The sequence below is a fragment of the Hasllibacter sp. MH4015 genome (genome assembly GCF_020177575.1).
In the GTDB taxonomy this organism is placed as follows: Bacteria; Pseudomonadota; Alphaproteobacteria; order Rhodobacterales; family Rhodobacteraceae; genus Gymnodinialimonas.
In genome coordinates, this window is the sequence record NZ_JAHTBK010000001.1 from 3,525,247 (window position 1) to 3,551,313 (window position 26,067).

Annotated in this window: 30 protein-coding genes; 13 read left to right on the forward strand and 17 right to left on the reverse strand. The window is 64.4% G+C overall.

Features of this window, described 5'->3' with window-relative positions; all coding sequences use genetic code 11:
- The first annotated feature begins 38 nt into the window (after positions 1-38).
- Positions 39-332 (forward strand): hypothetical protein, encoded by a 294-nt coding sequence (locus KUW62_RS17930; RefSeq protein ID WP_224816823.1) that lies wholly within the window; start codon positions 39-41, stop codon positions 330-332.
- A 61-nt stretch (positions 333-393) separates the two neighbouring features.
- On the opposite strand, the gene KUW62_RS17935 is transcribed toward KUW62_RS17930, so the two are convergent.
- From KUW62_RS17935 to KUW62_RS17945, 3 genes are read right to left on the reverse strand one after another with little or no spacing between them, the layout of a single operon-like run.
- Positions 394-1,326, reverse strand: coding sequence for an alpha/beta hydrolase (locus KUW62_RS17935; RefSeq protein WP_224816824.1), 933 nt, complete (start codon positions 1,324-1,326; stop codon positions 394-396).
- Between the two features lie 3 nt (positions 1,327-1,329).
- A complete protein-coding gene (locus KUW62_RS17940; RefSeq protein WP_224816825.1) occupies positions 1,330-2,031 on the reverse strand; it encodes a hypothetical protein in 702 nt (233 codons plus the stop codon).
- Positions 2,003-2,296: a hypothetical protein gene (locus KUW62_RS17945; protein WP_224816826.1), complete on the reverse strand. Its 294-nt coding sequence runs from the start codon at positions 2,294-2,296 to the stop codon at positions 2,003-2,005. The genes KUW62_RS17940 and KUW62_RS17945 overlap by 29 nt, the downstream gene beginning before the upstream one ends.
- A 245-nt stretch (positions 2,297-2,541) precedes the next feature.
- Here KUW62_RS17945 and KUW62_RS17950 point away from each other — a divergent pair, with 245 nt between their 5' ends.
- The 5 genes from KUW62_RS17950 to KUW62_RS17970 all read left to right on the forward strand — a co-directional run bounded on the left by KUW62_RS17950 (position 2,542) and on the right by KUW62_RS17970 (position 6,336).
- Positions 2,542-3,000, forward strand: coding sequence for a hypothetical protein (locus KUW62_RS17950; protein ID WP_224816827.1), 459 nt, complete (start codon positions 2,542-2,544; stop codon positions 2,998-3,000).
- A gap of 149 nt (positions 3,001-3,149) precedes the next feature.
- Positions 3,150-3,626 (forward strand): hypothetical protein, encoded by a 477-nt coding sequence (locus KUW62_RS17955; RefSeq protein WP_224816828.1) that lies wholly within the window; start codon positions 3,150-3,152, stop codon positions 3,624-3,626.
- Between the two features lie 88 nt (positions 3,627-3,714).
- Positions 3,715-4,314 (forward strand): ribonuclease HII, encoded by a 600-nt coding sequence (locus KUW62_RS17960; RefSeq protein WP_224816829.1) that lies wholly within the window; start codon positions 3,715-3,717, stop codon positions 4,312-4,314.
- Between the two features lie 108 nt (positions 4,315-4,422).
- Entirely contained in the window at positions 4,423-5,526 is a 1,104-nt protein-coding gene (locus KUW62_RS17965) for a site-specific DNA-methyltransferase (RefSeq protein ID WP_224816830.1), read from the forward strand.
- A 180-nt stretch (positions 5,527-5,706) separates the two neighbouring features.
- Positions 5,707-6,336 (forward strand): NAD(P)-dependent oxidoreductase, encoded by a 630-nt coding sequence (locus KUW62_RS17970; RefSeq protein ID WP_224816831.1) that lies wholly within the window; start codon positions 5,707-5,709, stop codon positions 6,334-6,336.
- Between the two features lie 291 nt (positions 6,337-6,627).
- Here KUW62_RS17970 and KUW62_RS17975 read toward each other — a convergent pair whose 3' ends face one another.
- Together KUW62_RS17975 and mutY are read right to left on the reverse strand one after the other, a co-directional pair.
- Positions 6,628-7,761 carry an alkane 1-monooxygenase gene (locus tag KUW62_RS17975; RefSeq protein WP_224816832.1) on the reverse strand — a complete coding sequence of 378 codons (1,134 nt, stop codon included), beginning with the start codon at positions 7,759-7,761 and terminating at the stop codon, positions 6,628-6,630.
- 31 nt (positions 7,762-7,792) lie between these two features.
- Positions 7,793-8,857, reverse strand: a complete 1,065-nt coding sequence (gene mutY / locus KUW62_RS17980) for an A/G-specific adenine glycosylase (RefSeq protein ID WP_224816833.1) — start codon at positions 8,855-8,857, stop codon at positions 7,793-7,795.
- 81 nt (positions 8,858-8,938) lie between these two features.
- On the opposite strand from mutY, the gene KUW62_RS17985 reads away from it, so the two are divergent.
- On the forward strand, positions 8,939-9,463 hold the full coding sequence (locus KUW62_RS17985) for a DUF721 domain-containing protein (protein ID WP_224816834.1): 525 nt from the start codon (positions 8,939-8,941) through the stop codon (positions 9,461-9,463).
- Between the two features lie 13 nt (positions 9,464-9,476).
- A complete protein-coding gene (locus KUW62_RS17990; RefSeq protein WP_224816835.1) occupies positions 9,477-10,166 on the forward strand; it encodes a DsbA family protein in 690 nt (229 codons plus the stop codon).
- A gap of 57 nt (positions 10,167-10,223) precedes the next feature.
- Here KUW62_RS17990 and lpxK read toward each other — a convergent pair whose 3' ends face one another.
- Genes lpxK through KUW62_RS18005 form a run of 3 tightly spaced genes read right to left on the reverse strand, consistent with a single transcriptional unit; the run spans position 10,224 to position 12,769 of the window.
- Complete coding sequence (lpxK, locus tag KUW62_RS17995; protein ID WP_224816836.1) at positions 10,224-11,219, reverse strand: tetraacyldisaccharide 4'-kinase; 996 nt, start codon at positions 11,217-11,219, stop codon at positions 10,224-10,226.
- Entirely contained in the window at positions 11,219-12,511 is a 1,293-nt protein-coding gene (locus KUW62_RS18000; protein WP_224816837.1) for a 3-deoxy-D-manno-octulosonic acid transferase, read from the reverse strand. The genes lpxK and KUW62_RS18000 overlap by 1 nt, the downstream gene beginning before the upstream one ends.
- A gap of 9 nt (positions 12,512-12,520) precedes the next feature.
- Complete coding sequence (locus KUW62_RS18005; RefSeq protein WP_224816838.1) at positions 12,521-12,769, reverse strand: DUF4170 domain-containing protein; 249 nt, start codon at positions 12,767-12,769, stop codon at positions 12,521-12,523.
- Positions 12,770-12,942: 173 nt separating this feature from the next.
- Here KUW62_RS18005 and KUW62_RS18010 point away from each other — a divergent pair, with 173 nt between their 5' ends.
- Together KUW62_RS18010 and KUW62_RS18015 are read left to right on the forward strand one after the other, a co-directional pair.
- Positions 12,943-13,149 (forward strand): hypothetical protein, encoded by a 207-nt coding sequence (locus KUW62_RS18010; RefSeq protein WP_224816839.1) that lies wholly within the window; start codon positions 12,943-12,945, stop codon positions 13,147-13,149.
- Between the two features lie 274 nt (positions 13,150-13,423).
- Positions 13,424-13,606, forward strand: coding sequence for a hypothetical protein (locus KUW62_RS18015; protein ID WP_224816840.1), 183 nt, complete (start codon positions 13,424-13,426; stop codon positions 13,604-13,606).
- Positions 13,607-13,609: 3 nt separating this feature from the next.
- On the opposite strand, the gene KUW62_RS18020 is transcribed toward KUW62_RS18015, so the two are convergent.
- The 3 genes from KUW62_RS18020 to KUW62_RS18030 all read right to left on the reverse strand — a co-directional run bounded on the left by KUW62_RS18020 (position 13,610) and on the right by KUW62_RS18030 (position 17,328).
- A complete protein-coding gene (locus KUW62_RS18020) occupies positions 13,610-14,389 on the reverse strand; it encodes a 3'(2'),5'-bisphosphate nucleotidase CysQ (protein ID WP_224816841.1) in 780 nt (259 codons plus the stop codon).
- A complete protein-coding gene (locus tag KUW62_RS18025; RefSeq protein WP_224816842.1) occupies positions 14,376-15,725 on the reverse strand; it encodes a TldD/PmbA family protein in 1,350 nt (449 codons plus the stop codon). The genes KUW62_RS18020 and KUW62_RS18025 overlap by 14 nt, the downstream gene beginning before the upstream one ends.
- Positions 15,726-15,840: 115 nt before the next feature.
- Complete coding sequence (locus KUW62_RS18030; protein ID WP_224816843.1) at positions 15,841-17,328, reverse strand: DUF2125 domain-containing protein; 1,488 nt, start codon at positions 17,326-17,328, stop codon at positions 15,841-15,843.
- Between the two features lie 146 nt (positions 17,329-17,474).
- Between KUW62_RS18030 and KUW62_RS18035 the strand changes: the two genes are divergently transcribed.
- Positions 17,475-18,227, forward strand: a complete 753-nt coding sequence (locus KUW62_RS18035) for an SDR family oxidoreductase (protein ID WP_224816844.1) — start codon at positions 17,475-17,477, stop codon at positions 18,225-18,227.
- Positions 18,224-18,841, forward strand: a complete 618-nt coding sequence (locus KUW62_RS18040) for an enoyl-CoA hydratase/isomerase family protein (protein WP_224816845.1) — start codon at positions 18,224-18,226, stop codon at positions 18,839-18,841. Before KUW62_RS18035 ends, KUW62_RS18040 begins: the two co-directional genes overlap by 4 nt.
- Positions 18,842-18,900: 59 nt before the next feature.
- Here KUW62_RS18040 and KUW62_RS18045 read toward each other — a convergent pair whose 3' ends face one another.
- Positions 18,901-19,206: an HNH endonuclease gene (locus KUW62_RS18045; protein ID WP_224816846.1), complete on the reverse strand. Its 306-nt coding sequence runs from the start codon at positions 19,204-19,206 to the stop codon at positions 18,901-18,903.
- A gap of 46 nt (positions 19,207-19,252) precedes the next feature.
- Here KUW62_RS18045 and KUW62_RS18050 point away from each other — a divergent pair, with 46 nt between their 5' ends.
- Positions 19,253-20,407, forward strand: coding sequence for a TIGR03862 family flavoprotein (locus KUW62_RS18050; protein WP_224817152.1), 1,155 nt, complete (start codon positions 19,253-19,255; stop codon positions 20,405-20,407).
- A 14-nt stretch (positions 20,408-20,421) separates the two neighbouring features.
- Here the strand turns inward: KUW62_RS18050 and KUW62_RS18055 are convergent, their stop codons facing one another.
- The 5 genes from KUW62_RS18055 to KUW62_RS18075 all read right to left on the reverse strand — a co-directional run bounded on the left by KUW62_RS18055 (position 20,422) and on the right by KUW62_RS18075 (position 25,664).
- On the reverse strand, positions 20,422-21,024 hold the full coding sequence (locus tag KUW62_RS18055; RefSeq protein ID WP_224816847.1) for a glutathione S-transferase family protein: 603 nt from the start codon (positions 21,022-21,024) through the stop codon (positions 20,422-20,424).
- Complete coding sequence (locus tag KUW62_RS18060) at positions 21,021-22,055, reverse strand: DNA polymerase III subunit delta (RefSeq protein ID WP_224816848.1); 1,035 nt, start codon at positions 22,053-22,055, stop codon at positions 21,021-21,023. Before KUW62_RS18060 ends, KUW62_RS18055 begins: the two co-directional genes overlap by 4 nt.
- Positions 22,052-22,537, reverse strand: a complete 486-nt coding sequence (lptE, locus tag KUW62_RS18065) for an LPS assembly lipoprotein LptE (RefSeq protein WP_224816849.1) — start codon at positions 22,535-22,537, stop codon at positions 22,052-22,054. The genes KUW62_RS18060 and lptE overlap by 4 nt, the downstream gene beginning before the upstream one ends.
- Complete coding sequence (gene leuS / locus KUW62_RS18070; protein WP_224816850.1) at positions 22,524-25,097, reverse strand: leucine--tRNA ligase; 2,574 nt, start codon at positions 25,095-25,097, stop codon at positions 22,524-22,526. Before leuS ends, lptE begins: the two co-directional genes overlap by 14 nt.
- A gap of 84 nt (positions 25,098-25,181) precedes the next feature.
- Positions 25,182-25,664, reverse strand: a complete 483-nt coding sequence (locus KUW62_RS18075) for a DUF3576 domain-containing protein (protein ID WP_224816851.1) — start codon at positions 25,662-25,664, stop codon at positions 25,182-25,184.
- Positions 25,665-26,067: the final 403 nt, after the last annotated feature.

Below are 26,067 nucleotides of genomic sequence, written 5' to 3' on the forward strand. Positions count from 1 at the left end.
AATGCATCCGCCCAGACCGCGAAAAGGCGCATTTGCCCATGTCCGACGATACCAAGAAGCACAAGCTGACCGATGCCGATATCACGACGGAGCCCCGTTCCGGTCGCCGCCGGTTCATGGGGCTTATGGCGGCAGGCGGTGTCGTTGGTGCCGCCAGTGCCATCACGCCCCGCCCCGCCAGCGCGCAGGCCACGGATGCCGATAACGGCGCGTGGACCGATAGCGGCGGATGCGGGCGCGGACCGGGCGGCGTGGCCACCGGCGCGACCGATGCCGACAGCGGCAACATCACCGACGCGGCTGGCTGGGGCCGTGGCGCCCCGCGCTGCTGATCGACCGAGTTTTTTGAATGTTTGACAAGCGGGTTGGCGTTAGGCCGGCCCGTTTCGCGTGTCAGAGCCGCGCCCTGATCGCATCGAGTGCTGCCTGAAACGCGGCTTGCGCGGCCGGGGCAGAGTGGCGGAAGCGGAGCAGGCCGTGGATCAACCCCTCGGCCCGGATGTAGTCGAGCGGCACATGGGCGTCACGCAACAGGCGCGCGAGGTCATCGCCTTCGTCGATAAGCGGATCGAGCGTGGCGTTCAGCATGATCGTTTGCGGCAGGCCCGCCATGTCAGCGCGGGCGGGGGCGGCGTAGATGTCGGGCTCCTGACCGCCCAGATATTCGCGCCAGAACCGGTGCATCAGTGCCGTCGACAGGAATGGCGCGTCGGCCTGTGCCTCGTAGGACGGAAACGCGCAGGCGGGATCGGTACAGGGATAGACCAGGAAGAGGCCCGCCGGGACGGGCCCATTGTGGTCGCGCAAGCGCAACGCCGTGCCAAGCGCCAGGTTGCCCCCGGCGCTGTCGCCGCCAAGCCACGTGTTCCGCACGGGTCCAAGCGGGCTTTGACCCCCTGCGATCACCTCAAAGGCTGCGATGCATTCATCGAGGGCGACGGGATAGCGATGCTCCGGCGACAGGGCGTAGTCGATGGACACGACGCGAAGCCCCGTTCCATGGGCGAGATCGGCACAGACCTGATCGTGCCCTTTGATGGAGCCGAGCATCCAGCCGCCGCCATGCATGTAGAGCAGTGCGTCGGAACCGGCATTGTCGGGCAGGTAGGCGCGCAGGCGGACGTCCCGGCCAGCGATCGTAAGGTGCCAATCGCGCGTGGTCAGGCCCGGGGGCGGGACCATCGGGGATTTCGCCGCCATCTCCTCCAACCGTTTGCGGAATGTGGCGACGGGCAAAGTGTCCTGCGGTTCGGGAAAGGCGTCCTCGATACCGCGCACGATGTCCCACAGATCGGGGTGCAATCCGGGATAGGGCGCGCGCGCCATCGGTCAGACCATCTTGATGACGTCTTTGTCGATGGCGAGGATATAGCCCCGCCGCGCGATGTTCTTGATCAGGAGTTCCGACACCATCTGGTTGCCGAGCGTATCGCGCAGGCGTTTGATGCGGGTCGCGCCCGCGGCCTCATCGACATCCGATTCCAGCTTGCCGGAGACCATCGCCTCGATCTGCGCGCCGCTGAGCACGTCATCGTCCAGGCGCGCCTCGGCAAGGACGGAAAGTGTTTCCATCGCGGCATCGGTCAGCTTGAATTCGAGGTTGTTGATCAGGACCACCCGTTCCTCCCGCGACAGAATGAGGGAGGAGACCTGGATGCCCTGGCGCTCGATCTCTCCGATCCGGCGGTTGAGCGTGATGATGGTGACGAGGAAAACGAGGCAGGCGACCAGAAGGGCAGTTGCGAAGATCATCAGCACGAAGATCACAGCCCGGTAGCTGGCCAGCACCTTTGAGAAGGTGGTGCCGGATTGGGCCAGAACCTCCAGCATCCGAATGGCATCGGGGTCGCGGACATCGTTGGCCTCGAACACTTGAACGACCGCCTCGTTGAAGGCATCCGCATCGGGCAGGTTCACAAAAAGCAGAACGGCGGAGGTCACGAGAACAGCGACCACCGCCAGAATGCCAAGTTGTACGACGCGCGTCGACGCGATGCGCGTGTCAGAAACGGAGGTAGTATTCTCCGGCATCCGCTCTCCTCGACGCGAGGCCGGAATCGTCAAAGACCGAGCTCACGTTCACCAACGTCCAGCCTTGGGCGGCAAGACGGCTGGAGACGACGGAAGACGCGGCACCGACCGAACATGCGCTTTGGGGCACTTCGATCACACCGTAATGCAGACGCAGGGGGTTATCCATCCTTGCGCGATAATCGGCGTAACACGCCGCGTGGAGGGGGCCAGCCAGAACCGCAAGGGCGGCGGCGGCGAGAAGGGGTTTGAAGAATCGTTTCATCGTGAGTGCTCATGTATAATTGCCAGAAGGGGGCAGCTTCACGAATGAAGATGGGTCATTCGGGACCTGTCATTCAATTACGAGACCCCGTTCACAGCCCTGTTATCGGATAGCAAATGCACGCTTTTGCCTTGCGATGCGGGGTTTGAGACATCTGACGCGACGGCAATTACCGCCGGTCAGAATATTATTTTTCCAAGCGGGCGTTTTTTGGCCCGCACCTGATTTCAAGAAAGAGATTTGTCATGATGAAACCGATTTGCACCCTTGTGGCGGCGCTTCTTTGCGCTGGCCTTCCGCAGACATCCGCGGCCCAGGATTTGGGCGCGTTTACTTACGAGTCCCGCATCACGGGCGGCGTGCAGGCGGGCGGCGTGTTGACGCTTCCCCCCGCACCGTCCGGGGCGACGCCCTTCATCGTCTACAATGATCCCTTCACGGACGGGCAGGTCGCAGCGCTTGACCGGTTGCAGCATCTTCTGTCCCAGGTTCCCGGCCATGGACCGGACCGGATACGACCCTATCAGGTCGCGGTACCGGGACCGAGCTATGTCGGGCTGATCCCCGGCCCGATCCCCGAAGGTTGGGCGCGCACACAGGAATGCCTTGGCTGGGACGCGACCTATGTCAGCGCCGATGCGCCACTGGGCGATTGCTACATCTATGCGATCCGCCCCGTTGCCGACATCCTGCACCTGCGCTGATCGCTGCCGTTATCGGATAGCAAAGCGCCCGGTATCCGATAGCGCGACCGCGTAATTGCATGGCGGAATGGTCAGGGGGGATGGTGATCCCACAAGCGCCGAATGAGTGCGCCCCCTCCTCCAAGACCCCGGGCCCAAGACCCGGGGACATGACCACGCAAGCAACGAAAGGGAACAAGACGATGCTGCGCACCATGACCAAGACACTGACCGCCGGGGCATTGGCCGTGACCCTCGCCCTTACCGGCCTGACAACCACCGCCACGCCCGCTGCCGCCAATGGCCACCGCAACAATAACGGGGCAGAGGCCGCCGCGATCTTCGGTGGGCTTCTCCTGCTGTACGGGTTGAGTCAGGCGAACCGGCACGGCAACCGCCACAATCCGCCGGTCATCCATAACCCCCGCCCGCAGCCGCAACACCGCGTGGCGCCCGCGCGCTGTCACATTCAGGGCCATGGCTATTACGGCAATTACAGCGGCTACCTGCGCCGGTGCATGCAGAACCACGCCCAACAGGCGCATCTTCTGCCCCATGCCTGCCTGCGCCAGGTTCAGACCCAACGCGGTCAGCGCCAGATCTACGGGGCCCGCTGCCTCGCCAACCACGGCTGGTCGCACGGTTAAGTCATTTCAGGCAGTTATTTCGAGCAGCAAAGACGGGCGGCGCGGCCAGATGGTTGCGCCGCCCATTTCTTTGGCCCATCACCGATCCATGGGACCAGATTATCAGTTGGAAGCCGCCCTTGATGGCCGCGTGGCGGGGGTGGACGAGGTGGGCCGTGGCCCCTGGGCCGGTCCCGTAACGGCCTGCGCCGTGGTGCTGGACCCGGCCCGCATCCCCGAGGGCCTGAACGATTCCAAGAAGCTGAGCGAGGCGAGGCGGGAGGCGCTTGCGTTGAAGATCGAGGCGGTCGCCGATGTCTCCCTCGGGTGGGCCAGTGTGGAGGAGATTGATGCCCTCAACATCCGGGCCGCGACCTTCCTTGCCATGACCCGCGCCATCGCGGGCCTCACCCACGCCCCGACCCACGCGCTGATCGACGGAAACGCCATCCCCCCCGGCCTGCCCTGTCCGGCCACCTGCGTCGTGAAGGGCGACGGGCGGTCGGTGTCCATCGCGGCGGCGTCAATTGTGGCCAAAGTGCGGCGCGACACCTTGATGAAGGAGCTTGCCGTGATGCATCCGGGTTACGGTTGGGAGACGAACATGGGCTACGGCACGGCAAAACATCAAAGCGGCCTACACGATCTAGGGGTGACGCAACATCACCGGCGCAGCTTTGCCCCCATCCACAAGATGTTGTGTGGATAAAATCGTAATCCCCTGATTCGATTGAAAATTGACCGATTCGAGCAGATCGGTGATTCTGCCCTCAGTGGACATCGAGCGCCCAAAAGAGGCGCCTTCCAGAGGCAGAAAATGACAATAAAAACCAAGCCGCAGGCAGCGGTCTCGTTGCCCTTGAACACCATCCTCCCCGGCGATTGCATCGACGTGATGAATAGCCTACCGGAGGCGTCCGTGGACCTGATCTTCGCGGATCCCCCGTATAATCTTCAGCTTAAGGGCGACCTGCACCGCCCGAACAACACCAAGGTCGACGCAGTGGACGACGCGTGGGACCAGTTCGACAGCTTCAAGGCCTATGACGCCTTCACCCGCGCCTGGCTGGCGGCTGCGAAACGTCTGCTGAAGCCCGGCGGCGCGATCTGGGTGATCGGCTCCTACCACAACATCTTTCGCGTCGGCGCGGAGTTGCAGACGCAGGGCTTCTGGATTCTCAACGACGTGGTCTGGCGCAAATCCAACCCGATGCCGAATTTCCGGGGCAAGCGGTTTACCAACGCCCATGAGACGATGATCTGGGCCTCAAAGGACGAGGGCGCGAAATACACCTTCAACTATGAGGCGCTGAAGGAGCTGAATGAGGGTATCCAGATGCGCTCCGACTGGGTGCTGCCGATTTGCAATGGCGGGGAGCGGTTGAAGGATGAAAACGGCGACAAGGCCCATCCGACCCAGAAACCGGAGGCGTTGTTGCACCGCATCCTTGTGGGTGCGACCAACCCCGGCGACGTCGTTTTGGACCCGTTTTTCGGGACGGGCACGACCGGGGCCGTGGCCAAGATGCTGGGACGCGATTTCATCGGGATCGAGCGGGAAGAGGCCTATCGCAAGGTCGCCGAAAAGCGCCTGTCAAAGGTCCGCAAGTTCGACAGATCCGCGCTTGAGACGACCCAAAGCAAGCGGGCAGAACCGCGCGTGCCGTTCGGGCAATTGGTCGAGCGCGGACTTTTGCGCCCGGGCGAGATGCTGACCAATCCGCGCGGCCAGCAGGCCAAGGTGCGGGCCGACGGCACATTGATTGCCGATGATGTGAAAGGCTCCATCCACAAGGTGGGGGCCGAACTGGAAGGCGCGCCGTCGTGCAACGGCTGGACCTACTGGGCCTTCAAGCGCGACGGCAAGACAGTCTCAATCGACGTGTTGCGCCAACAGATCCGGGCAGAGATGTCCGGCTAGGGAATATCCGGGGCCCTCCAAGACCCCGGATTGCCGAACCTTGCCGCCCGCGTACAAATTATCAGGTGTGGCGCGGGCCACCTTTACCCGCCGGTTCGTTCCGGCGGGCTTTTTCGTGCCGGTTTTCCCCGTTGGAACCGCGCCCGACCCTCCTATCTATCACAGCAGGAGGTATCGCCCATGAAACTCGCCATTATCGGAGCCAGCCGCGGGATCGGCCGCAGGACCGTCGAAGAAGCCCTGGAACGCGGCCATAAAGTGCGCGCCATGTCGCGCAGTGGAATGGATCTGGAGGCCGAAGGACTGGAAGTCATGGAAGGCGACGCCACCAACGACGTCGATGTCTTCAACGCCATTGATGGCTGTGACGCCGTGATCCTGACCCTCGGCGTGCCCAAGGATTTGCGCGTCCTGAAGCAAACGACGCTTTTTTCCGATGCGACACGGGTGGTGATCGCCCAGATGAAAAAGGCGGGGATCAAGCGGTTCCTGACGGTCACGGGCTTCGGGGCGGGCGACAGCGCCGAAAAGCTCTCCACCCCCGAACGGCTGACGCAAAAGGCCTTTCTCGGCCGCGCCTATGCCGACAAGGATGTGCAGGAGCAATTGATCCGCGACAGCGACCTCGACTGGACCATCGCGCGGCCCGGTATTCTCAGCGACAACCGCAAGAGCGGGAAGTACAAGGTGCTGACCGAAAAGGCGGAATGGCGCAACGGGTTGATCAGTCGCGCCGATGTGGCGGATTTTCTGGTGACGGCGGCGGAAGGCCCGGCAATGGTGGGAAAAACCCCCGCATTGCAGCGTTGAGAACCTAGGCCGAACGTCGGAGATTGTGTTTCCATGAAGGAATACGCCTTTATTCTTCTGACCTATGCAGTTGTATTCATTGCTTGGTTCGGCTCGCTTTGGCTATTCACCTATCCTCCGGAAGGTTGGGACGAGAGCATATTCTACCGAAATTTGGGTTGGGTCGTCTTGGGAGGGCCATTTGTCATTGTATGGGGCCTAGCTCGGGATTTGTCGCGCGCTTACCGGGCCAGCAAATCGTCAAACGAAGACTTCGATGATCAAAGCTAGATGGAGTTCGTTGCGGTTGGGTCACCTCGGAAGCGGATGCAGGCCCTTGTTATAGGCATGCCATTCCGTGATCTCCGGGTAATACATCGCCCGCCATCGCTTCACGCGCTTGTTCATGATCCGTTTCCAAAGCGGCGGCACCATTGCAGCCACAGTCATCACGGGATAACCGAAAGGTAATTGTGGCGCGTCAGCCTCGGTGTAGTTTTGCAAAAGCGGGAAGCGCCGGTCGGGTTTGTAGTGATGGTCGGAATGGCGCTGCAGGTTGATCAGTAGCCAGTTTGACGCCTTGTGCGCCGCGTTCCACGAATGGCGCGGTTGGACGTGTTCGTATTTGCCATTGCCTAGGTGCTTCCGCGTCAGGCCATAATGCTCGATGTAGTTGGTCAGCTCCAACTGCCAGATCGCCACGAAGGCCTGGTTGAGGAACATCGCCAGGCCGACCCAGCCCCCGACGAGAAGCGCAAGCGCGAGGAACCCGGCCTGCAAGGCGAGGTAGCGCCAGAACGGGTTCGATCCGTCCCAGGCAGGCAGGCCCTTGCGCGCCAGCATTGCCTTTTCCGCGTTCCACGCCGAGGCGAAGCATTCCCGCAGCACCCGCGGGAAAAAGCGGTGAAAGCCTTCATTGTAGCGCGCCGTGACCGGATCGCGGCGCGTCCCGACGTAGCGATGATGGACCAGAAGATGTTCGGACCGGAAATGGGAATAGAGCACCATGCCAAGCAGCAGATCCCCCAGCCACCGTTCCAGCTTTGATTTCTGGTGCATCAATTCGTGGGAATAATTGATGCCGATGGTTCCGCTGGCCACGCCCAAGCCAAAGGACAGCGCCCAAAGCTCCACCCCGCCCAGGTGGGAGGCGCGCGTGGCGTACCAGATGACCCCGAAGATCAGCCCGGATTGCACGAAGGGCCAGATCAGCGTGATGAGGCGATACCAGAACAGCTGATCCTCGCCGGTGTCCAGATCGGCATTTTCCAGTTCCAGCCCCGCGAAGTGGTCGAGGATGGCGAACAGCCACCAGGTGCTGAGCGGCGCGAGGATCAGGAACCACCCACCCTGCACGGCGCCGAGCACGATCACGGGGACGAGCAGAAGGCACGCCCAGAAAGGCAGCGCGCGATGAAGTTTCGCCATGGTGCTTGGTGCGATCATTGCGTCAGGGTCCCTGGTCACCGGTACAGGTTCAACCGTTCCGGCGCGCGCCGTCAACACTGACGCCACGGCTCAAATCGAAGGCTTTCCGAAACACCGTAGGCAATGTCTTGGGCGAGAATTGGGCGAGGGGCACGAATGCGCCCCGCGTCGGTGTCGCATCTTGTGCCACGCTGGCCACGCGCAGGGCCATGCGCAGGTGGAAATGGGTGAATGTATGGCGGACCTCCAAATCGGGGTCGTGCCATTGCGTGTCCACCGGGGGGTCTTCGGCGGGCGCGTCGGACCAATCGGAGGTCGGGATCGCCAACATGCCGCCCAGAAGGCCCCTGTCGGGCCGGGTTTCCAACAGGATCGCACCGTCGGGCTTCCGGGCGATATAGGCATATCCGAACCGCACCGGCTTGGCCTTTTTCGGGGATTTGCGGGGCAGTTCCGCCGCGATCCCGGCCGCCCGCGCCGCGCAATGCTCAATCACCGGGCAGATGCCGCAGGCTGGCGATTTGGGTGTGCAGATCGTGGCGCCGAGATCCATCAGCGCCTGCGCGTGATCGCCGGGGCGCGATTGCGGTGTCAGACGGGTCGCGTGGTCTTTAAGCACTGGTTTGCTGCCCGGAAGGGGTGCCTCCACCGCGAAGAGCCGTGCCATGACCCGTTCGATATTGCCGTCCATCACCGGAGCCGGTTCGTCGAACGCGATGGAGGCGATGGCTGCGGCGGTGTAGGGCCCAATGCCCGGAAGCGTCAGCAATTCCGCCTCGGTTCTCGGGAAGGTGCCGCCATGATCGGCCACGACGACACGGGCGCATTTCAGAAGGTTGCGGGCGCGGGCATAGTAGCCAAGGCCGGCCCATTCGCCCATCACCGCCGCATCATCGGCGGCGGCGAGGTCACCTACCGTCGGCCAACGGGTCGTGAACCGCTCGAAATAGGCTTTCACGGCGGCGACGGTGGTCTGCTGCAACATGATCTCGGACATCCAGACGCGGTACGGGTCCGCGCGTTCTGCCGATCCGGGCGGCACCCGCCATGGCAATTGCCGCGCATGTGCGTCATACCAATCCAGAATTTCCGCACCGATCAGATCTTCACGCACCCGTTATCGCGCCCCGGTCGCTTGTTATTGGTTAGCATCGTTGAAACGCATAGAGTGCGCGGGACAAAAGGATCAACCACAATGCCCCCGAACGCGCAGAAATCGAGCCCCGACATGCCCCGCCGCAGGCGCGGGTTCGAGCGTGCGGTGACACTTGTGGGGGCGGAATTGCGCAGCCCGGCGGAAAAGCGCGGGTTTGCAGAGACCAAGCTGCTGACCCATTGGGAAGAGATTGCGGGGCCCGAGATTGCCGATATGGCTGTGCCGGTGCAGATCAGGTACGGGCGCGGCATGGGCGGAACGCTGATCTTGCTGACCACGGGCGCGAAGGCGCCGATGCTGGAGATGCAAAAAGAGGTGATCATCACCCGCGTTAACGCCTGCTACGGCTATTCCGCGATCAAGGATGTACATATCACCCAGACCGCGCGCACGGGCTTTGCCGAGGGGCAGGTGGCGTTTGCGCAAAAGGCCAAGAGCCAATCCGCTCCCGATCCGGCCCGGCTACAGGCCGCGACCCACGATCTGGACAAAATCGAAAGTCCGCTTCTGCGCGATGCCTTGCGCAAGCTGGCGGGACACATAGTTACGAATACGAAAGTTTAAGGAGAACAGACCGATGCATCGCAGGGCCATGATCTTGGGCGGCGCCACCGGCGTCTTGGGCGCGGGCGCGTACCTTTGGTGGGATGGGCGCAGTGTCCCGACCACGCAGGCGCCCGCGGAACTGACCCCCTTCGGCGCGGCCAACGCGCAGGAAGTCGCGGCAGAGGATCTGCCCGACGTGATCGAGATGTCCAAGGGCAATCCGGACGCGCCGGTGACGCTGATCGAATATGCGAGCTTCACCTGCCCCCATTGCCGCAACTTTCACGAGAACGTCTATCCGCAACTGAACCGCGATTACATCGAACCCGGCCTGATCAACTTCATCTACCGGGAGGTCTATTTCGACCGCTACGGCCTGTGGGCCGGGATGGTGGCGCGGTGCGGCGGCCCGCTGCGGTATTTCGGGATTGCCGACCTGATCTATGAGCAGCAGGGGGAATGGACCCAAGGCTCCCCCGCTGAAGTGGCTGAAAGCCTCCGTCGGATCGGGCGTACGGCGGGCCTCAGCAACGAAGAACTGGACGCCTGCATGACCGACGCCGCCATGGCCCAGGCCATGATCGCGACCTACGAGGCGTATATGGAGGTCCACGAGATCCCCGGCACGCCCGCCTTCGTGATCAACGATACGCTCCACGGCAACATGAACTACGCCGATCTGAGCGCACTTCTGGACGCGGCGGCGGAAGCCGCGGGCTGATCGCCACCCGCTTTCGAAGAGTTTGAACCGGCCCCGCATCGCGCGCGGGCCGGTTTTCTATTCCGGGCGTTTGCCGACCAGTTGATCGAGTGCCGCGTCGAGCGGTTCCCAATCCGTCAACTCCAGCCGCACAGGCAGCGTCATCACCTCGGACCGGAATTCGGGCTTGAGGCGCACCGCGTCCTTTTCCGTCGTCACGACCTGCGCGCCGCGCATCTTCGCTTCCCGCAACAGGCGGGTCATCAGTGCATCGCTGAGGGGTTGGTGATCGGCGAGCGCGTGGGCCGCGTGCAGATCCGCGCCAAGGCTGCGCAGGGTCTGGAAGAATTTCTCCGGATGGCCGATCCCCGCGAAGGCCAGAACCGGCAGCCCATCGAGGGGGAGGCCGGTGGGCAGGGGCGTCAACTCCCCCCTCAGACGCGGCACGTTGATCTTTGCGTCCCATTGAGAGTCGAACCGCTCCTGCGCGGGCTGCGGCCCGATGCTGAGCACGAAATCCGCGCGGCTCAACCCGACATCGACCGGTTCGCGCAGCGGACCCGCCGGGATGACCTTGCCGTTTCCGAAGCCGCGCCACGCATCCACGACGACCAGGGAGAGGTCATGGGCCAGGCCGGGATTCTGGAACCCGTCATCGAGGATCAGGGCTTCCGCACCATGGGCCACTGCCGCCTTGGCCCCGGCAACACGGTCCTTCGACACCCAAGTGGGCAGGAACGCGGCCAGCAGCAGCGCCTCATCTCCGGTCACGCCGGCGCTGTGTGTCCGCTCCTCCACCAACAGGGGGCCATCCGCCGATCCGCCATAGCCGCGCGTCACCGCGTGGGCCACAATTCCGCGCGCCGTCAGCCTCTGGGCGACGGCGATGGCAGTGGGTGTCTTGCCCGTCCCGCCCGCATTCAGATTGCCGACACAGATCACCGGGACGCCGACGCGCGCCCTGTCGCCCCCAGCCAGACGTCGGGCCGTGCCCCGCGCATAAAGCGCGCCGAGCGGGGATAACGCTGTGGCGAGCAGCCCCGGCTTTTCGTGCCAGAACCCCGGTGCGCGCATCAGGGCGCCTCCGCCGCGTCCAATGTGTCCATCACCAGAGCCAGGGCGCGGTCCGTCACATCGGCTCCGTCTGAAATGACGCTCCACGCGGCGGCGGCCATGCCTGCGGCCTCTTCCGGGCTGAGAAGGGCGGCCACCGCGCTTGCGAGCTTCTCGGGGGAGGAGACAAGGCGTGCGGCGCGGGCCTCCGTCAATCGGCGGTAGATGTCGACGAAGTTCGACACGTAAGGCCCGTGCAGGATGGCCGATCCAAGGGCGGCAGGCTCGAACGGGTTGTGCCCGCCGATCGCCACGAGCGAGCCGCCCACGAAGCTGATCGGCGCAAGGCGGTACCAAAGCCCCATCTCCCCCATCGTGTCGGCAAGGTAGACATTGGCGTCTTCACTCGGGCCTTCATCAGCGGCGCGGCGGGTGAACCGCCAGCCATCACTTTGCAGCATTGCCGCAATCTCGTCGCCCCGTTCGGGGTGGCGGGGAACAAGCACCAGCATCAGCCGGGGGGAGGACCGGATCGCGAGGCGATGGGCCTGAAGCACCATCTTCTCCTCCCCGTCATGGGTGGAGGCGGCAAGCCAGATGGGCCGCCCGGCCAGTTCATTGGCCAGGGCCGCGCGATCATCCTCGTCGCAGGGCAGGGCGGCCGCCCCTTCCTTGAGGGTGCCAAGCACGTCCATACGCTCCGCCGGCAATCCGAGGCGTCGCAGGTATCCGGCGGTCAGGTCATCCTGGACCATCGCCCGATCGAACCGTTCCAGAAGGCTGCGCGCGGCGCCCTTGGCGAAGCGCCACTTGTCGTGGCTTGCCTTGGACATCCGGGCGTTGAGCAGCAGCATCGGCGTCCCGCGGTCGTGGGTTTCCACGATCAGGGTCGGCCACAGCTCGCTTTCTGTCCAGATCGCCACGTCGGGGCGCCAATGATCGAGGAACGCGGTCACGAACGGTTTCGCGTCGAGCGGCGCATATTGATGGAATGCCCTGTCCGGCAAACGCTCGGCCATCACCGCGCCAGAGGTCTTGGTGCCGGTTGTGATCAGAACGCTCAGGTCCTCGCGTTCCTCCAACAGGCGGCGGATCAACTCCAGGACCGCAAGGGATTCCCCGACACTGGCGGCGTGAAACCAGATGAGCGGCCCGTCGGGGCGATGCACGCCTGCAACGCCGCGGCGTTCGTCCAGGCGCGCGGGGTCTTCCTTGCCCGCCTCCTGTCGCTGCCTGAGCTTGCGTTCGGCAAAGGCACGGGCGCCCCGGGCGGACCAGGCGAGGTAGAGACCAAGGAACAGCGACCGCGCCATGGGAATACCCTAGCTGCCGGTGCCGTCGTCGGCCGGATTGTCCTCCGCCCCGCCTTCGCGCAGGCGGTGAATGTCGGCGATGAAATAGCGCATATGGGCGTTGTCGACGGTGCGTTGAGCTTCCGCCTTCCAGGCGTTGTAGGCGGTGTCGTAATCCGGGAACAGGCCGACGACGTGGATGTCTTCCACGTTCTCGAACTCGGTTGTCTGGGGATCGGTCAGCTCGCCACCGAAGACGAGGTGCAGGCGTTGGGCCATGGGAAACTCCGCTCGCTTGAATTGCGCCTGCACCCTTAAAGGGCAGGGCAGGGGCGTCAAGCGCGCAAGGGTCGTTTCAGCGATATGACGCGGTTGTGAGGGTCAGGTTTCCCTCCATCGCGGGTCTGGGCGGCACGGTGCATATTCATCCCATCGAAACGAGGGCTTTTCCAATGACCAAGACATTTTCCATCCTGATCGCAGCACTGGCAATTACCGCCAGCCTGGCCGCTGCTTCCGCCCCCGCTTCGGCAATTACCGCGTCCGGAAACGTCACACCCGTTTCCGGGCTCGACCTCGGGTCAAGCCGAATTTCCGGCGGTGACCTTGGCTCTGGCCGTCTTTCCGGCACGGATCTGGGTTCCGGTCGCTTACGCTGATCAACCCTGCGAGGCGGCCCCACTCTCTCCCTCCCCTTCTCTCCGCATGGGGCCGCCTCGCCAAATATCTCACGACGTCCACCGTTCTCCCGCCCCTCGGACCCCCGCCTGCGATCCCCCGTCGCGGCGGGGGTTTTCCTTACCGGTGCCGCTTCCAAAGGTAAGGTCCGCCTTACTCGCGCGCCTTGCCGGGACGGCGTAGATTGATCCTGCAAGCAACGATGAGTGAGCGAAGATTTCGGCCCCTCTTTTTCAAACGAAGTTCATAGCTGCCATGACCATTCGCATCTCCCTTTTAGCACTGGCCACGCTTCTGTTCCTCGTCGTTCTTGCAACAATTTCCTCCCCCGCAGTCGCCCACGCCACCGACCCCGATTTCGAGGATGGGCTGGTGTCGAGCCGGATCCTGTCCACCGGTCCGCTGAACGTGGTCGTGTTCGAGGTGTCGCGCCGCTAGGCGTCAGGCGCGGCGTCGATCCACAAGGGACCCGTGCACCGATGGCGCCCCGGCCAGGATGCCCGGGACCTGCGGATGCGGGTTGTTGAGGCGAAGTGGCGCGCCTTGCCCGTCCGTCACAACACCGCCCGCCTCCGAAATGACCAGCGCGCCCGCCGCGATGTCCCATTCCCAGGTCGGGCGGAGGGTCATCATGGCGTCGAAGCGCCCTTCCCCCACCAATGACATGCGGTAGGCCAGAGACGGGCGGTAGGATTTCCTGAATTCCGGCACGCCGCGGGGCCAATGCTCCGCCTTCATATTGGCCTTGGTCGTCAGGATCGTCGCATCACCAAGCGCGGCGGGGTTCGTGACGCGAACCGACTCTCCGTTCAAATGCGCCCCTTGGCCGAGGGCCGCCGTATAGAGCTTGTCGCGCATCGGCAGGAACACCGCCGCGGCCACGGGCACGCCATGGCGCACGACGGAAAGGGAATGTGCAAAGCTGCGCCCGCCTTCGATAAAGGCGCGGGTGCCGTCGATCGGATCGCAAATGAAGACATGCTCGGCCGACAACCTGTCCGGCCCGTCGGCGGTCTCCTCGCTCAACCAGCCGTAATGGGGTCGTGCGCCCAGGAGCGTTTCGTTCAGCATCCGGTCGATGGCCAGATCAGCCTCCGTTACCGGGCCTTCGTCGCCCTTGTCGAAGACATCGGGATTCTGGCCGAAGAATTGCCTTGCGATATCGCCCGCGCGCAGGGCCACATGGGTCAGCAGGTCAAGGTCGTCATCAGGCCCCGGCAATCGTCATCCCTTCGACAAGCAAGGATGGAACGACCCGGCTCAGATGCGGGCGGGCATCGTTGGCCGGTACGATCGAAAGCAACATGTCCCGCAGGTTGCCCGCGACGGTGCATTCGTTGACGGGATAGGCGATCTCTCCATTCTCCACCCAGAAGCCAGAGGCGCCCCGCGAATAATCGCCCGTGGTGGCGTTGATCGAAGACCCGATCATGGAGGTAATCAGAAGGCCGGTTCCCATCTGCGCGATGAGCGCGTCCCGGTCCAGATCACCCGCCGTCAGACGCGCATTCCCCACGGAGGGGGAGGGCGGGCTGCCGGTGCCGCGCGCCGCCGACGCGGTGGACGTCAGGCCCAATTGCCGTGCGGTCGACAGATCCAGCGTCCAGCCGGTCAGGACGCCGTCCCGCACGATGGCGCGGTCGGCGGTTGGCAGGCCTTCCGCGTCGAAGGGGCGGCTGGCGGATGTGCGGGGGCGGTGCGGCTCCTCGATCAGGGACAGGTGGGTCGGCAGGACGGCCTCTCCCAACAGATCACGCGCCCAGGACGAGCCCCGCGCAATCGACGTCCCGTTCGTTGCCGCCAGTAGATGCCCGATCAGCGTGGAGGAAATGCGCTCATCGTAAATTACCGGGAATGCCCCGGTCGGCGGTTTTTTCGCGCCCGCCCGCGCCACAGTCCGTTCGGCGGCGATCCGCCCGATCTCGGACGGTGACATCAGATCGCTGAGGTGATTGCGCCCGTCGCCGAAATAATCCCGCTCCATCCCTGTGCCTTCGCCGGTGATCGCCACGCAATGCACGCCGTAATCGGACCGCGCGTACCCGCCCGCGAAGCCGTTTGTGGCCGCCAGATGGATACGCCGACGCGAAAAGCCCGCCCCGGCATTCGACACCTGGCTGATGCCCGCCACGCCCATGGCGGCGGCCTCCGCCTCCAGCGCCATACGCTCCAACGCCGCCGGGTCAGGGTCCTGGCCGGGGTCGTTCATATCGAGCGCCGCGCCATCGCGTACATCGCTCAACTGGTCCGGCTCGGCCAGTCCGGCGTTGGGATCTTCGGGGGGCAGCCGTGCCATGGCGACGGCGCGTTCGGCCATCTCGTCGATCGTCGCGCGCTCCGTGTCGGACGCGGAGACGCAGGCTTGCCGCTGTCCCACCAGAACGCGCAGGCCCAGTTCGATGCCCTCCGACCGCTCCGCCTGTTCCAAAGCACCGTTGAGCACACCGATGGACATCGACGTTCCATCGACCACGAGCGCATCGGCGGCGTCGGCACCCGCGGCGCGCGCGGCGTCCAGAAGGGCTTCGGCAAAGGGCGAAAGGGCGGTGTCTGTCATATTCTGTCCTTGGACGCTGGGCTGGGGATGGAGGTAGGGCCATGGACAGGGCGGTGCAAGCGAAACGGCCCGCGCGGAGGGATCGCGCGGGCCGACAGTTTGCGAAGATCACGGTTTACTGGATCGGAATGCCGTTGGCGGTGATCGACCCGTCCGCGCCGAATTCCACCGTCGTCTCCAGCGTATCGGGGGCCGCGCCGGGGCGGGCGAAGACATTGGCCATCCCGCGCACGAAGGCGCCCTGTTCGTTGGGCACCAATCCACCGGCGATCAGCGCATCCAGAAGCGCGTTGCCGCCCGACAATTGCAGCTCCGCCGCGCCTTGGGGCACCGGCATGATCTGTCCGGGCGCGAAGGTCAGGTCGGCCGTTCCGGTCAGGGATGCCCCCCCGGCGGAGACGTTCAACTCGTTGACGGTCAGCGCGCGCAATTCACCCGGGGGGGCGTCCATTTCGTCCGGCTCAAGGGTCAGGAGATCGACCATGACCTGGACCTGCGCGGTGGCGTCCAGAATGACGGAGATCGGATCACGCGGGATCGCCTGGGCCGGGTCAAACATGGCCCACATCGGCTCCGCCATGGTGACACCTTCATAGGCAAGCCGTGCGCTGACATCTTGCGGCGCGTCGCCCGCGGCAAGGGGCACGGCAAGTTGGAACTGGCTTGCCGCGACAGAGATGTTGATCGGCACCGGCAATTCGCTGCCGCCGATCCGGGTGTTCATGCCGCGCGCCGCGATGTCATAGCTCACCGCCTCGTTCGACAGGCCGAACCCGATAGAGCCGCCTTGATTGGTCGAGGCCAGCTCGAACATCTCGCCGGGTTCCTCGAACTGCATCTCGAAGCCGAAGGACTCGTAGGCCGTGGTGCCGGAGATTTCGAGGCCCGGGGGCACCTCCCCCGCAAACTGGTTCATCGTCGCCAGCGACAAGAGCGTGCCTTCCGACGTGCCGCTCAACCCGGTTGAGACCAGGCCCACCTTCAGGTGTCCCTCCTGATCGCGGACGTCGACGAAAAGCGACGCGGTGTCGAGCCGCCCGTCAGAGGAGAAGCGCATGGATTCGGGATCGTCGCCGGTCAGCGTATAGGTCGAGTTCAGGCCGGTGAGCCGCCCGTCGATATCGAACATGGGGGGCTCCTCTCCGCCGCCCCAGACGCGCCCTTCGGAAATCGTCAGGACATCGGCGACATAGAGATATTCCCGGGCCGACGCTTCGCCCGAAACCGTGACCGACAGGTTCTCGTGCCCGATCAGAACCTCGATATTGCCCGGCGGGTCGCCTTCATCGACCTCGAAGGTGAAGACCATCGAATAGGGTTCGGAGAACGTGATGCTTACCGTGCCGTCGGCATTTTCCGTCAGCACGACCTCGTCCATCGCCGCACGGATCGACACCTCTTCTTGCTCCATCACGGAGGTGAAGGATGACAGCATCAGGCCGCTCTCGGTCTCGGTCACGGTGGCGTTGATCGTTTGGCCGGACAGGGCGCCCTGTGCCTGCCATTCCGCCCAGACCTCGGCGGCGAGCGTGTCCGACAGCGCCGGACCGGCCCAGGCGGCGACAAGGGCAAGTGTGGAAAGACCATGAGAAAAGCGATGCATAGGACTATATGCTCCATCAATTTGTGAAGTATCGGGGACGATGTTCAAGGGGCGCGTGGCGTCCGTCAAGGGTGGATCCCCGTAGGGGGGTGGCCCCTTGCGCCGTCGGGCGTTACGCCTAGGGCAACATATGGGGGACGTGAGCCATGACACATGACGTGAACGGAAAAGTCGTTGCCATCACCGGGGCCAGCCGGGGCATCGGGGCGGCGGCGGCGCGCGAGTTCGCCGCTTTGGGGGCCAAGGTTGTACTCATGGCCCGCAGCCGCGATGCGATCGCCGATCTGGCCGGTGAGATTGGCGATACCGCGTTGGCCGTACCCTGCGATGTCGCCAGGTTCTGGGAGGTTAAAGCCGCGTTCAATGCCGCCGTGGATACGTTCGGATCGCTGGATGTCGTGATCAACAATGCGGGCGTCATCGAACCCGTCGCCCGGATCGAAGACGCCGATCCAGACGCCTGGGGACAGGCGATCGACATCAATCTCAAGGGCACATTCAACGGCATCCATGCCGCCTTGCCCCACATGCGCACGGGCGGGGGCACGATCATCGGCATCTCGTCGGGCGCCGCGACGAGCGCGCTGGAGGGATGGTCCCACTACTGCTCCTCCAAGGCGGCGGCGCTGATGCTGACCCGGTGCCTCCACAAGGAGATGGGGGCGCAAGGCATTCGCGCGCTTGGCCTGTCGCCGGGAACCGTGGCCACCCAGATGCAGCGGGAGATCAAGGCCTCCGGCGTGAACCCGGTGGCGCAGCTGGATTGGGAGGATCACATCCCCCCGGAATGGCCCGCCAAGGCGCTCGCGTGGATGTGCACGCCGGCAGCCGACGCTTACTTGGGCGGCGATATCTCGCTCCGGGATGAGGCGATCCGGGGCGCGGTCGGGCTGGCATGAACGCGCCTGTCGACGTTGCGCGCGATGACGGGTTGCTGACCATCCGTCTGAACCGCCCGGACAAGGCCAATTCCCTGACCGCTGCGATGCTGGAAGACCTGGCGCGTGTTCTGGACGGTGCAGGCGACGCGCGCGCCGTGATCCTGACGGGCGCGGGTGACAAGGTCTTCTCCGCCGGTGCCGATCTGGAGGAGGCGCGGACGGGCCTTGCCACCTCACCGCTCTGGGAACAGGTATCCGGCGCGCTGGCGGCTCTGCCCTGCCTGACCATCGCCGCGCTCAACGGAACGCTCGCAGGCGGCGCGTTCGGCATGGCGCTGGCCTGTGACCTGCGGTTGTCGGTGCCATCCGCCAGTTTCTTCTACCCGGTGGCCAAGCTCGGGTTCCTGCCGCAACCCTCTGATCCGGGTCGGATGCGCGCCCTGATCGGCCCCGCGCGTACCAAACTGATCCTGCTGGGTGGCGCGCGGCTGACCGCGGACGAGGCGCTTCAATTCGGCCTGATCGACCGCATTTGCGCCCGTGATACCCTTCTGGAGGACGCCCGCGCCCTGGCCGCGCCCGCCCTGGAGGGCGATTCCGAAAACCTGCAAGCGATCAAGCGCATGATCTGAACGCGCCCGCCCCTCTTTGCTTCGAAAATACCTCGGGGGTTTGGGGGCTGGCCCCCAAGTTACCGCCGCTTCCACCCGCGCCGCGCCCCGGGCGTTTTGGAATGGAAATCGTCCGGGCGCTTGGCCACCCAGGCCACGAATTTCGCCAACCTCGGATGGGCGCGCAACGCGTCTGGCGTGTTGTAGACCCGGGCCAGGTCCGCCTCCGATAATGTGGCGTGGATCTCGCTATGGCAGATCTGGTGCAGCAAAACGACCGGCCCGCCCTTGCCACCGCGCAGTTTCGGGATCAGGTGATGCAGGCTCTGTTTTGCGCCCGGCGGGATCGGACGCTGGCAGAGGGGGCAGATTGGGGGCTCTTGCATAGCCGTGAAGGATGGCGCTTTGAACACGACAGACAAGGTAGAGGTGTTGGACGCGCTGGTGATCGGCTCCGGCCCCGCCGGATTGATGGCCGCGGAAACGATTGCGCGGGCCGGGCGCGATGTCACGATCGCGGAGGCCAAGCCGTCTGCCGGGCGCAAGTTCCTGATGGCGGGCAAATCGGGCCTGAACCTGACGAAGGAGGAACCGACCGACCGGTTCATCCGCGCCTATGGCTCCGCCGCGCCGTGGCTTGGGCCGATGATCGACCAGATGGACCCGGTGGAGGTGATGGCGTTCGCTGAGGATCTGGAGCAGCCGATTTTCACCGGCAGCACCGGACGGGTGTTTCCCAAGGCGATGAAGGCCTCGCCCCTGTTGCGCGCCTGGCTGAACCGGATTGACGCGCAGATGCGCTTGCGCTGGCGTTGGACCGGGTTTGAGGGGGAGGCGTTTCGCTTCGACACGCCCGAAGGCCCCCGCCTGATCGCACCGGGCGTCACAATACTGGCGCTTGGCGGGGCAAGCTGGTCGCGGCTCGGATCGGACGGGGAATGGGCGCCGCATCTGGCTGCGCGCGGCGTGGAGCTTGCGCCGTTCCAGCCGTCCAACATGGGCTTTGTCGTGGATTGGTCGCCCCATATGGAGGCGCATTTCGGTGCGCCGCTCAAGAATATCGCGCTTTTGGCCGATGGTGTGCCGACCCGGGGGGAGGCGATCATCTCGAACCGCGGGCTGGAAGGCGGCGGGATTTATGCCGTGTCCGCCGCGATACGGGACGGGGCAGCCCTCGCGCTGGACCTGATGCCGGACCGGGACGTTGGCGGCATTGCCAGGCGGCTCTCCAAACGTCCGCGCAAGCAGACCCTGACCAAGGCGCTGACCAATCTGGGCCTCGACCCCTTGCGCCGCGCGCTGTTGCAGGAATTCGCGCGGCCCCTGCCGGAGGCCCCTCAAGAACTGGCCGCAACCATCAAGGCGCTTTCCGTCCCCCACAAGGGTCCCCGCCCGATGGATGAGGCGATCTCGACCGCCGGGGGCGTGACCCGGAAAGCGGTCAATGCGGGGCTGATGCTGAATTCCATCCCCGGTGTTTTCGTCGCCGGAGAGATGCTGGATTGGGAGGCGCCGACGGGCGGCTACCTGATCACGGCATGTCTTGCGAGCGGCAAATGGGCGGGCACCCACGCCGCGCGATGGTAGGGCCGGTCCGCTGACTACGATCCCTTCGCCACCGCCGCCTTGAAGGCGGGCCGCGCCTTCATCATCGCGTCGTGGTCCAGAAGCCGCGCATTCGTTACTTCGAATTTCGCGTTCCGGGCCCATCCGATGCAATGGGATAGCAGGATATCGGCAAGCGTGATCTGCTCACCCAATACGAACGGCCCATCGGCATCCATCCGACCCGCCACGGTCTCCTGATTGACGGCGAATTCCCAGCGCAGGCTTTCCTTGACCGCGGGCACACGCTGGTCTTCCGGCAGGATGAAGGAATGGCGCGCGGCGGTCCAGAGTATGGCGTCGATCTCGTCCACCACCAATTGCGTGAAGGCATCCTGACGCGCGCGGTTGAGCGTTCCGGGGGCATGGGTCATGGCACCGTGTTTGTCGGCGAGGTAGGTCATGATCGCCACGGAATCCGGGATCGCGGTGCCGTCATCGACAAGGACCGGAACCTTTCCGGTGGGGTTCAGCGCGCGCACTTCGGGGCTGCGCGGTGCGGCGGCGATCAATTCGTAATCGAGCCCCAATTCCTCCATTATCCAGATCACGCGCATCGCGCGGCTGCGGATGCCGCCGAACACCTTGTAATCGCTCATCTGCGTCCCCCTCTGCCCGGCAGCATCGCCAACCGGATCAATGTGCGTTCCATGATCGCCATTTGCGGTGCCGATCCCCCTGATCGCAGGGTCAGGTCGGTTTCCACCAGCATCGAAAGCGCCGCTTCCAGCGCATCCCGCCCCCAGCGTCCCGCCTGCCGCGCCATCCGGTCCCGGCGCGGGCCGAAAACGGGCGGACGCATGGCCTGAAGTCCGGCTGCTGCGCCATTGGGGTGGCTGGCGGCCGCGTGCAGCGCGCGGAAATGGAGAAGCGCGGAGATGCATAAGGTCACGGGTGCCACGCCCTGCTGGCCAAGGCGCAACAGGATCGGTCCGATCGCACCCGTCTCCGCCTCTGCCGTGGCGTGCAGGATATCGTCCAGCTCCGCGTCGCGGGTCAGGGGGGCCACCGCCTCGATATCCGCGGCGCTGACCGGCGTCGCGTCGCCGCGTTTGTAGAGGCCGAGTTTCTCCACCATCTGCCGGAAATCCCCAGGGCCGATGGACCGCGCGAGGGCTTCCAGATCGCTGATCGCGTCGCGGTCCGGGGCGATGATGTCGGCTTCCTTCAGCATATCCTCGATCTCCGCGCGTCCCGGCGGGTCGTCATAGATTGCAGCGGCATAGGCGCGTTTGTTCCCCTCGAACACCTTGCGCAGGGCGGATTTCGCGGTCAGCCGCCCGGCGGTCGCGATGATCTGGGCATCGCCCTCCGCCCATTCCTCGAACGCGGTGGCGAAGGTCTTGGCCAAGCCGTCCGTGGCGCTGTCGACCAGCACGGCGCGGGGCCCAGGGAAGAATCCCACCGCCTTGACGGCATCCAGCAAGAGCGCGCCGTCCGAGCGTAGCTCGGCCCCGGTCAGCCGGGTCAGGCGCATCTCTTCCTCGGCATTATCGCCGAGAAGCGCTGCCATCAGGTCCTGCCGCTTCAAGGCCACACGCATTGCGTCGTCGCCGAAAATCAGGCACCCGGCGGCGGAGGTGTCGGGGCGTTTGAAATAGGCGTTCGCGTCCCGCGTCGAAAGCTTCATGTCCAGCCGGGGGCGCCCGCGATCAGGCGGCTGACGACTTGGTCGGCCAATGCGACGGCCAGGCGATCCTCCGCATCCCGCCGCGCCGATGCCGTGGCGACGGGCGACGCGGTGGTGGCGTAAGCGGTGAAGGTGGAAACCTCACCCGTCTGGACCACGCGGCCCGTTCCGGCCTCGCGCACGGTGAAGGCCAGCGAGCCGATCACGTTGATCCGGTCGATATTCTCCGCACCGTCGATGGCCACGTTCCGCGTGCTGGTCGTCACGTCGTAGCTCAGCGAATAGGCCCCGCCGACACCAAGGCGGTCTTCCAGCCGCGCCACCATCTCGAATTCAAGGCGGGTGTCGGGCGCGGCCACGGTGATGCGGTTGCGGATCACATCGCCGGACCCGCCATTGCCGTAGACCGGCTGGAAGTTGCACGCCCCCAGGGGAAGCGCGCCAAGGCCAAGCAGAAGGTGGCGGCGGTTAAACGACGACATTCACGATCCGTCCGGGCACGATGATGAGTTTACGCGGCGCATTCCCGGCAAGCGCCTTGACTACAGCGTCGTCTGCAAGGGCGATCTTTTCAACCTCTTCTTGGCTGGCATCCTTGGCAATGGTGATTTCGGACTTCCGTTTGCCGTTGATCTGGATCGGCATCGTCACCGTGTCTTCGACCAACATAGCCTCGTCCGCGACGGGCCAGGGCGCGTTGGCGATCAGGCCGTCACCGCCCTGATGGGCCCAGATGTCCTCGGCCAGATGCGGCGTCATGGGTGACATCAATTGCGCAAGGACCATCACCGCCTGCCGCTGTGCGGCATGGGAGGCCTTGGATTTCTGGAGGGTGTTGGTGAAGGCGTAAAGCTTGGCGATCGCCGCATTGAAGCCGAAGGATTCGACACCGTTGGTGACGTCGAAGATCGTCTTGTGCATGGCGCGCAGCAGATCCTCATCCCCTTCACCTGGGGCGTCGCGGTCCATGTCGGCGATCCGATCACACAAGGTCCAGACGCGGCCCAGATGCTTGAACGCCGCCTCCGCCCCGCTTGCGGTCCATTCCACGTCCCGCTCGGGGGGCGAATCGCTCAGCACGAACCACCGCGCCGTGTCCGCGCCGTATTGCGCGATGATCGCCATCGGATCGACGACGTTGTTCTTTGACTTGGACATCTTGGCGGAGGGGACGACCTCCACTTCCGTGCCGTCGGATAGGTAAGCACCGCCATCGCGGATCTCGACCGTTTCGGGATAATGGTAGATCGGCCGCCCGCCCGCATCCTTGGTCTTGTAGATCGCGTGCGTGACCATGCCTTGGGTAAACAGAGCGTCAAACGGCTCGATCGCCTTGCGCGGCAGATGGCCCGTGGCGTGCATCGCGCGGGCGAAGAAGCGGGAATAGAGCAGGTGCAGGATCGCGTGTTCGATGCCGCCGATATATTGATCGACATTCATCCAATACTCCGCTTCCGCGCGGGAGGTCGGGGTCGGCGCATGGGGCGCGGTGAAGCGCGCGAAATACCAGCTGGAATCAACGAACGTATCCATCGTGTCCGTCTCCCGCTTGGCCGGTTTGCCGCAAGCGGGGCAGGGCACGTCGCGCCACGTCGGGTGGCGGTCCAGCGGGTTGCCGGGAATGTCGAAGGTGACATCGTAGGGCAATTCGACCGGCAGGTTTTCCTTCTTCTCCGGTACCACGCCGCAGGTGTCGCAATGGACCACCGGGATCGGACAACCCCAATACCGCTGGCGGCTGAGGCCCCAGTCGCGCAGACGGAACTTGGTGACGCCCTGTCCCACGCCCTGCGCCTCGCAAAATGCGATGGCGGCGTCGATAGCGTCATTGCCGGTCTGAACCTCGTCTCCGGCGAACCCGGCCACGTAGCGCACCGGCTCCGTCTTGGGCGGAACATAGGCGTCCCCGCCATCCTCGGGGCGGGTGAAATCATCCTCCCCCGCTTCAGGGACGTAAGTGGAGATCACCGGCAATTCGTATTTGCGAGCAAACTCCAGGTCACGCGCATCATGGGCCGGGCAGCCGAAAATCGCGCCGGTGCCGTAATCCATCAAGATGAAATTGGCGATGTAGACGGGCAGTTGCGCCGCCGTGTCGAACGGATGACGGACCTTGAGGCCGGTGTCGAAACCCAGCTTCTCGGCCTTTTCCAGCGCCTCGGCGGTCGTGCCGCCCCTCCGGCATTGCGCGCAGAACGCGGCGATGGCCTCGTCAGACGCTTCCAGTTCCTTGGCCAGCGGATGGTCGGGCGAGATGCCGACGAAACTCGCGCCCAACAACGTGTCGGGCCGCGTCGTGTAAACCTCCACTCGGTCATGACCGCCCACAGCCTCCACTAGGCCGAAGGCAAATTGCAGGCCGCGCGACTTGCCGATCCAGTTGGCCTGCATCAGCTTTACCTTGGCGGGCCAGTCATCAAGGGTGTCCAGCGCACTGAGCAGCTCTTCGGAATAGTCCGAGATCTTGAAGAACCATTGCGTCAGTTCTTTGCGCTCCACCTCCGCGCCGGACCGCCAGCCTTTGCCGTCCTCCACCTGCTCATTGGCCAGAACGGTCATATCGACCGGATCCCAGTTCACCACGGCATTCTTGCGGTCGATCAGGCCCGCTTCCATCATGTCGATGAACAGCGCCTGCTGGTGGCCATAATATTCGGGATCACAGGTCGCCAGATCGCGGGACCAGTCGATGGAAAATCCCAGCGGTCGCATCTGGTCGCGCATGTCGTCCATGTTCTTGTAGGTCCAGTCCTTGGGGTGAATGCCCCGATCCATGGCTGCGTTTTCTGCCGCCAGACCAAACGCATCGAAGCCCATGGGATGCAGCACGTTATGCCCGGTCGCCAGCTTGTAGCGCGCGATCACGTCGCCCATCGTGTAGTTGCGCACATGCCCGATATGGATGCGCCCGGACGGGTAGGGGAACATCTCCAGGACGTAGTATTTCGGCTTGTCGGCGGACATTGTGGCAAGGAACGTCCCGGCCTCATCCCAGGCTTTCTGCCACTTCGGCTCGATCTTGGATGGGTCGTAGGCGGACATCGTGAGGTTCCTTGGCATCGGTTGGACATGAAAACGCCGGGCGAATGGCCCGGCGGTGTGTTTAAGCGGACAGGTCCGGCTGGTCTACAGCCGACCGTCCGCAACGCGTAGCTGACGCGCGCGGGTCAGGATCGCATCTTCCACCTGGCGCGCGGTTTCCCGGCTGACGGCACTGCCGTTGCGGCCTTGCAGCGCGACGCGCAGGGAGCGCGCCTCCAATGCCGGGTCGGTGACATAGACGGTCGCCCGATAGGCCCGGTTGCCGCCCGGCGGGGTGGCATATCCGAACGCGATGATCCCGGTGAAGGGGTCAGCGGCTTCCAGAGGCATGAAGTCCAGGATCTCGAGCGACGCGCGCCAGAGGTAACGGTTGACCTCCACCGTGACGGACGGATCGTCGCTGTTGCCGAAGAGGTCCCAGATCGTCTCCCGCTCGCTATCGGCAAGGATGCCGCGTTCGCGCAGCGGCGCCTCGGTCGCTTCACGGTCATTCGCGAAGCCGTTGCAGGCCGCCAATGTCAGGACCAGCAGGCCCAGGCCGAGTGTGTTTGCACGTCGTTTCAACATATTCGCCGGTCCTGCCCCAGAATTCTTGCGCAAGTTTTATAGAAGCCCCCCCGAACCGGCAAGGGGCGCAATCACGGCAGGCTTTTGCGGATCCGTTCGAGATGCCTGACGCGATCCCCCGGCCCCGGTGGCACCCCCCGTCGTCGCGTGCCTGATATATTCAGACCACCGCACGACGGCATTCCGCGCGATGCCGACCTGCTTCGTTCGTAGCCGTGTCTGACCGACATGCGATTCCATCGGCGTGGTACGAATCGTTTTCGCATGCGCGGGCGTGCGCTTGCACAAAAGGCACAGGATGGCTGGTGAGGGCTCATCCCCTTTGATGCAAAGAAAAACAGGGGTTTCGCTGCCTTGTACGGGGCGAAACTGTGGCATGTCTGCACCATCCGTACGGCAACCG

Bases quoted from the DNA above. Each gene is read 5' to 3' on its own strand.
- KUW62_RS17930 (WP_224816823.1), top strand. From the start codon at position 39: ATGTCCGACGATACCAAGAAGCACAAGCTGACCGATGCCGATATCACG.
- KUW62_RS17935 (WP_224816824.1), bottom strand. From the start codon at position 1,326: ATGGCGCGCGCGCCCTATCCCGGATTGCACCCCGATCTGTGGGACATC.
- KUW62_RS17940 (WP_224816825.1), bottom strand. From the start codon at position 2,031: ATGCCGGAGAATACTACCTCCGTTTCTGACACGCGCATCGCGTCGACG.
- KUW62_RS17945 (WP_224816826.1), bottom strand. From the start codon at position 2,296: ATGAAACGATTCTTCAAACCCCTTCTCGCCGCCGCCGCCCTTGCGGTT.
- KUW62_RS17950 (WP_224816827.1), top strand. From the start codon at position 2,542: ATGATGAAACCGATTTGCACCCTTGTGGCGGCGCTTCTTTGCGCTGGC.
- KUW62_RS17955 (WP_224816828.1), top strand. From the start codon at position 3,150: ATGACCACGCAAGCAACGAAAGGGAACAAGACGATGCTGCGCACCATG.
- KUW62_RS17960 (WP_224816829.1), top strand. From the start codon at position 3,715: ATGGGACCAGATTATCAGTTGGAAGCCGCCCTTGATGGCCGCGTGGCG.
- KUW62_RS17965 (WP_224816830.1), top strand. From the start codon at position 4,423: ATGACAATAAAAACCAAGCCGCAGGCAGCGGTCTCGTTGCCCTTGAAC.
- KUW62_RS17970 (WP_224816831.1), top strand. From the start codon at position 5,707: ATGAAACTCGCCATTATCGGAGCCAGCCGCGGGATCGGCCGCAGGACC.
- KUW62_RS17975 (WP_224816832.1), bottom strand. From the start codon at position 7,761: ATGATCGCACCAAGCACCATGGCGAAACTTCATCGCGCGCTGCCTTTC.
- KUW62_RS17985 (WP_224816834.1), top strand. From the start codon at position 8,939: ATGCCCCCGAACGCGCAGAAATCGAGCCCCGACATGCCCCGCCGCAGG.
- KUW62_RS17990 (WP_224816835.1), top strand. From the start codon at position 9,477: ATGCATCGCAGGGCCATGATCTTGGGCGGCGCCACCGGCGTCTTGGGC.
- lpxK (WP_224816836.1), bottom strand. From the start codon at position 11,219: ATGCGCGCACCGGGGTTCTGGCACGAAAAGCCGGGGCTGCTCGCCACA.
- KUW62_RS18000 (WP_224816837.1), bottom strand. From the start codon at position 12,511: ATGGCGCGGTCGCTGTTCCTTGGTCTCTACCTCGCCTGGTCCGCCCGG.
- KUW62_RS18005 (WP_224816838.1), bottom strand. From the start codon at position 12,769: ATGGCCCAACGCCTGCACCTCGTCTTCGGTGGCGAGCTGACCGATCCC.
- KUW62_RS18010 (WP_224816839.1), top strand. From the start codon at position 12,943: ATGACCAAGACATTTTCCATCCTGATCGCAGCACTGGCAATTACCGCC.
- KUW62_RS18015 (WP_224816840.1), top strand. From the start codon at position 13,424: ATGACCATTCGCATCTCCCTTTTAGCACTGGCCACGCTTCTGTTCCTC.
- KUW62_RS18025 (WP_224816842.1), bottom strand. From the start codon at position 15,725: ATGACAGACACCGCCCTTTCGCCCTTTGCCGAAGCCCTTCTGGACGCC.
- KUW62_RS18030 (WP_224816843.1), bottom strand. From the start codon at position 17,328: ATGCATCGCTTTTCTCATGGTCTTTCCACACTTGCCCTTGTCGCCGCC.
- KUW62_RS18035 (WP_224816844.1), top strand. From the start codon at position 17,475: ATGACACATGACGTGAACGGAAAAGTCGTTGCCATCACCGGGGCCAGC.
- KUW62_RS18040 (WP_224816845.1), top strand. From the start codon at position 18,224: ATGAACGCGCCTGTCGACGTTGCGCGCGATGACGGGTTGCTGACCATC.
- KUW62_RS18045 (WP_224816846.1), bottom strand. From the start codon at position 19,206: ATGCAAGAGCCCCCAATCTGCCCCCTCTGCCAGCGTCCGATCCCGCCG.
- KUW62_RS18055 (WP_224816847.1), bottom strand. From the start codon at position 21,024: ATGAGCGATTACAAGGTGTTCGGCGGCATCCGCAGCCGCGCGATGCGC.
- KUW62_RS18060 (WP_224816848.1), bottom strand. From the start codon at position 22,055: ATGAAGCTTTCGACGCGGGACGCGAACGCCTATTTCAAACGCCCCGAC.
- lptE (WP_224816849.1), bottom strand. From the start codon at position 22,537: ATGTCGTCGTTTAACCGCCGCCACCTTCTGCTTGGCCTTGGCGCGCTT.
- leuS (WP_224816850.1), bottom strand. From the start codon at position 25,097: ATGTCCGCCTACGACCCATCCAAGATCGAGCCGAAGTGGCAGAAAGCC.
- KUW62_RS18075 (WP_224816851.1), bottom strand. From the start codon at position 25,664: ATGTTGAAACGACGTGCAAACACACTCGGCCTGGGCCTGCTGGTCCTG.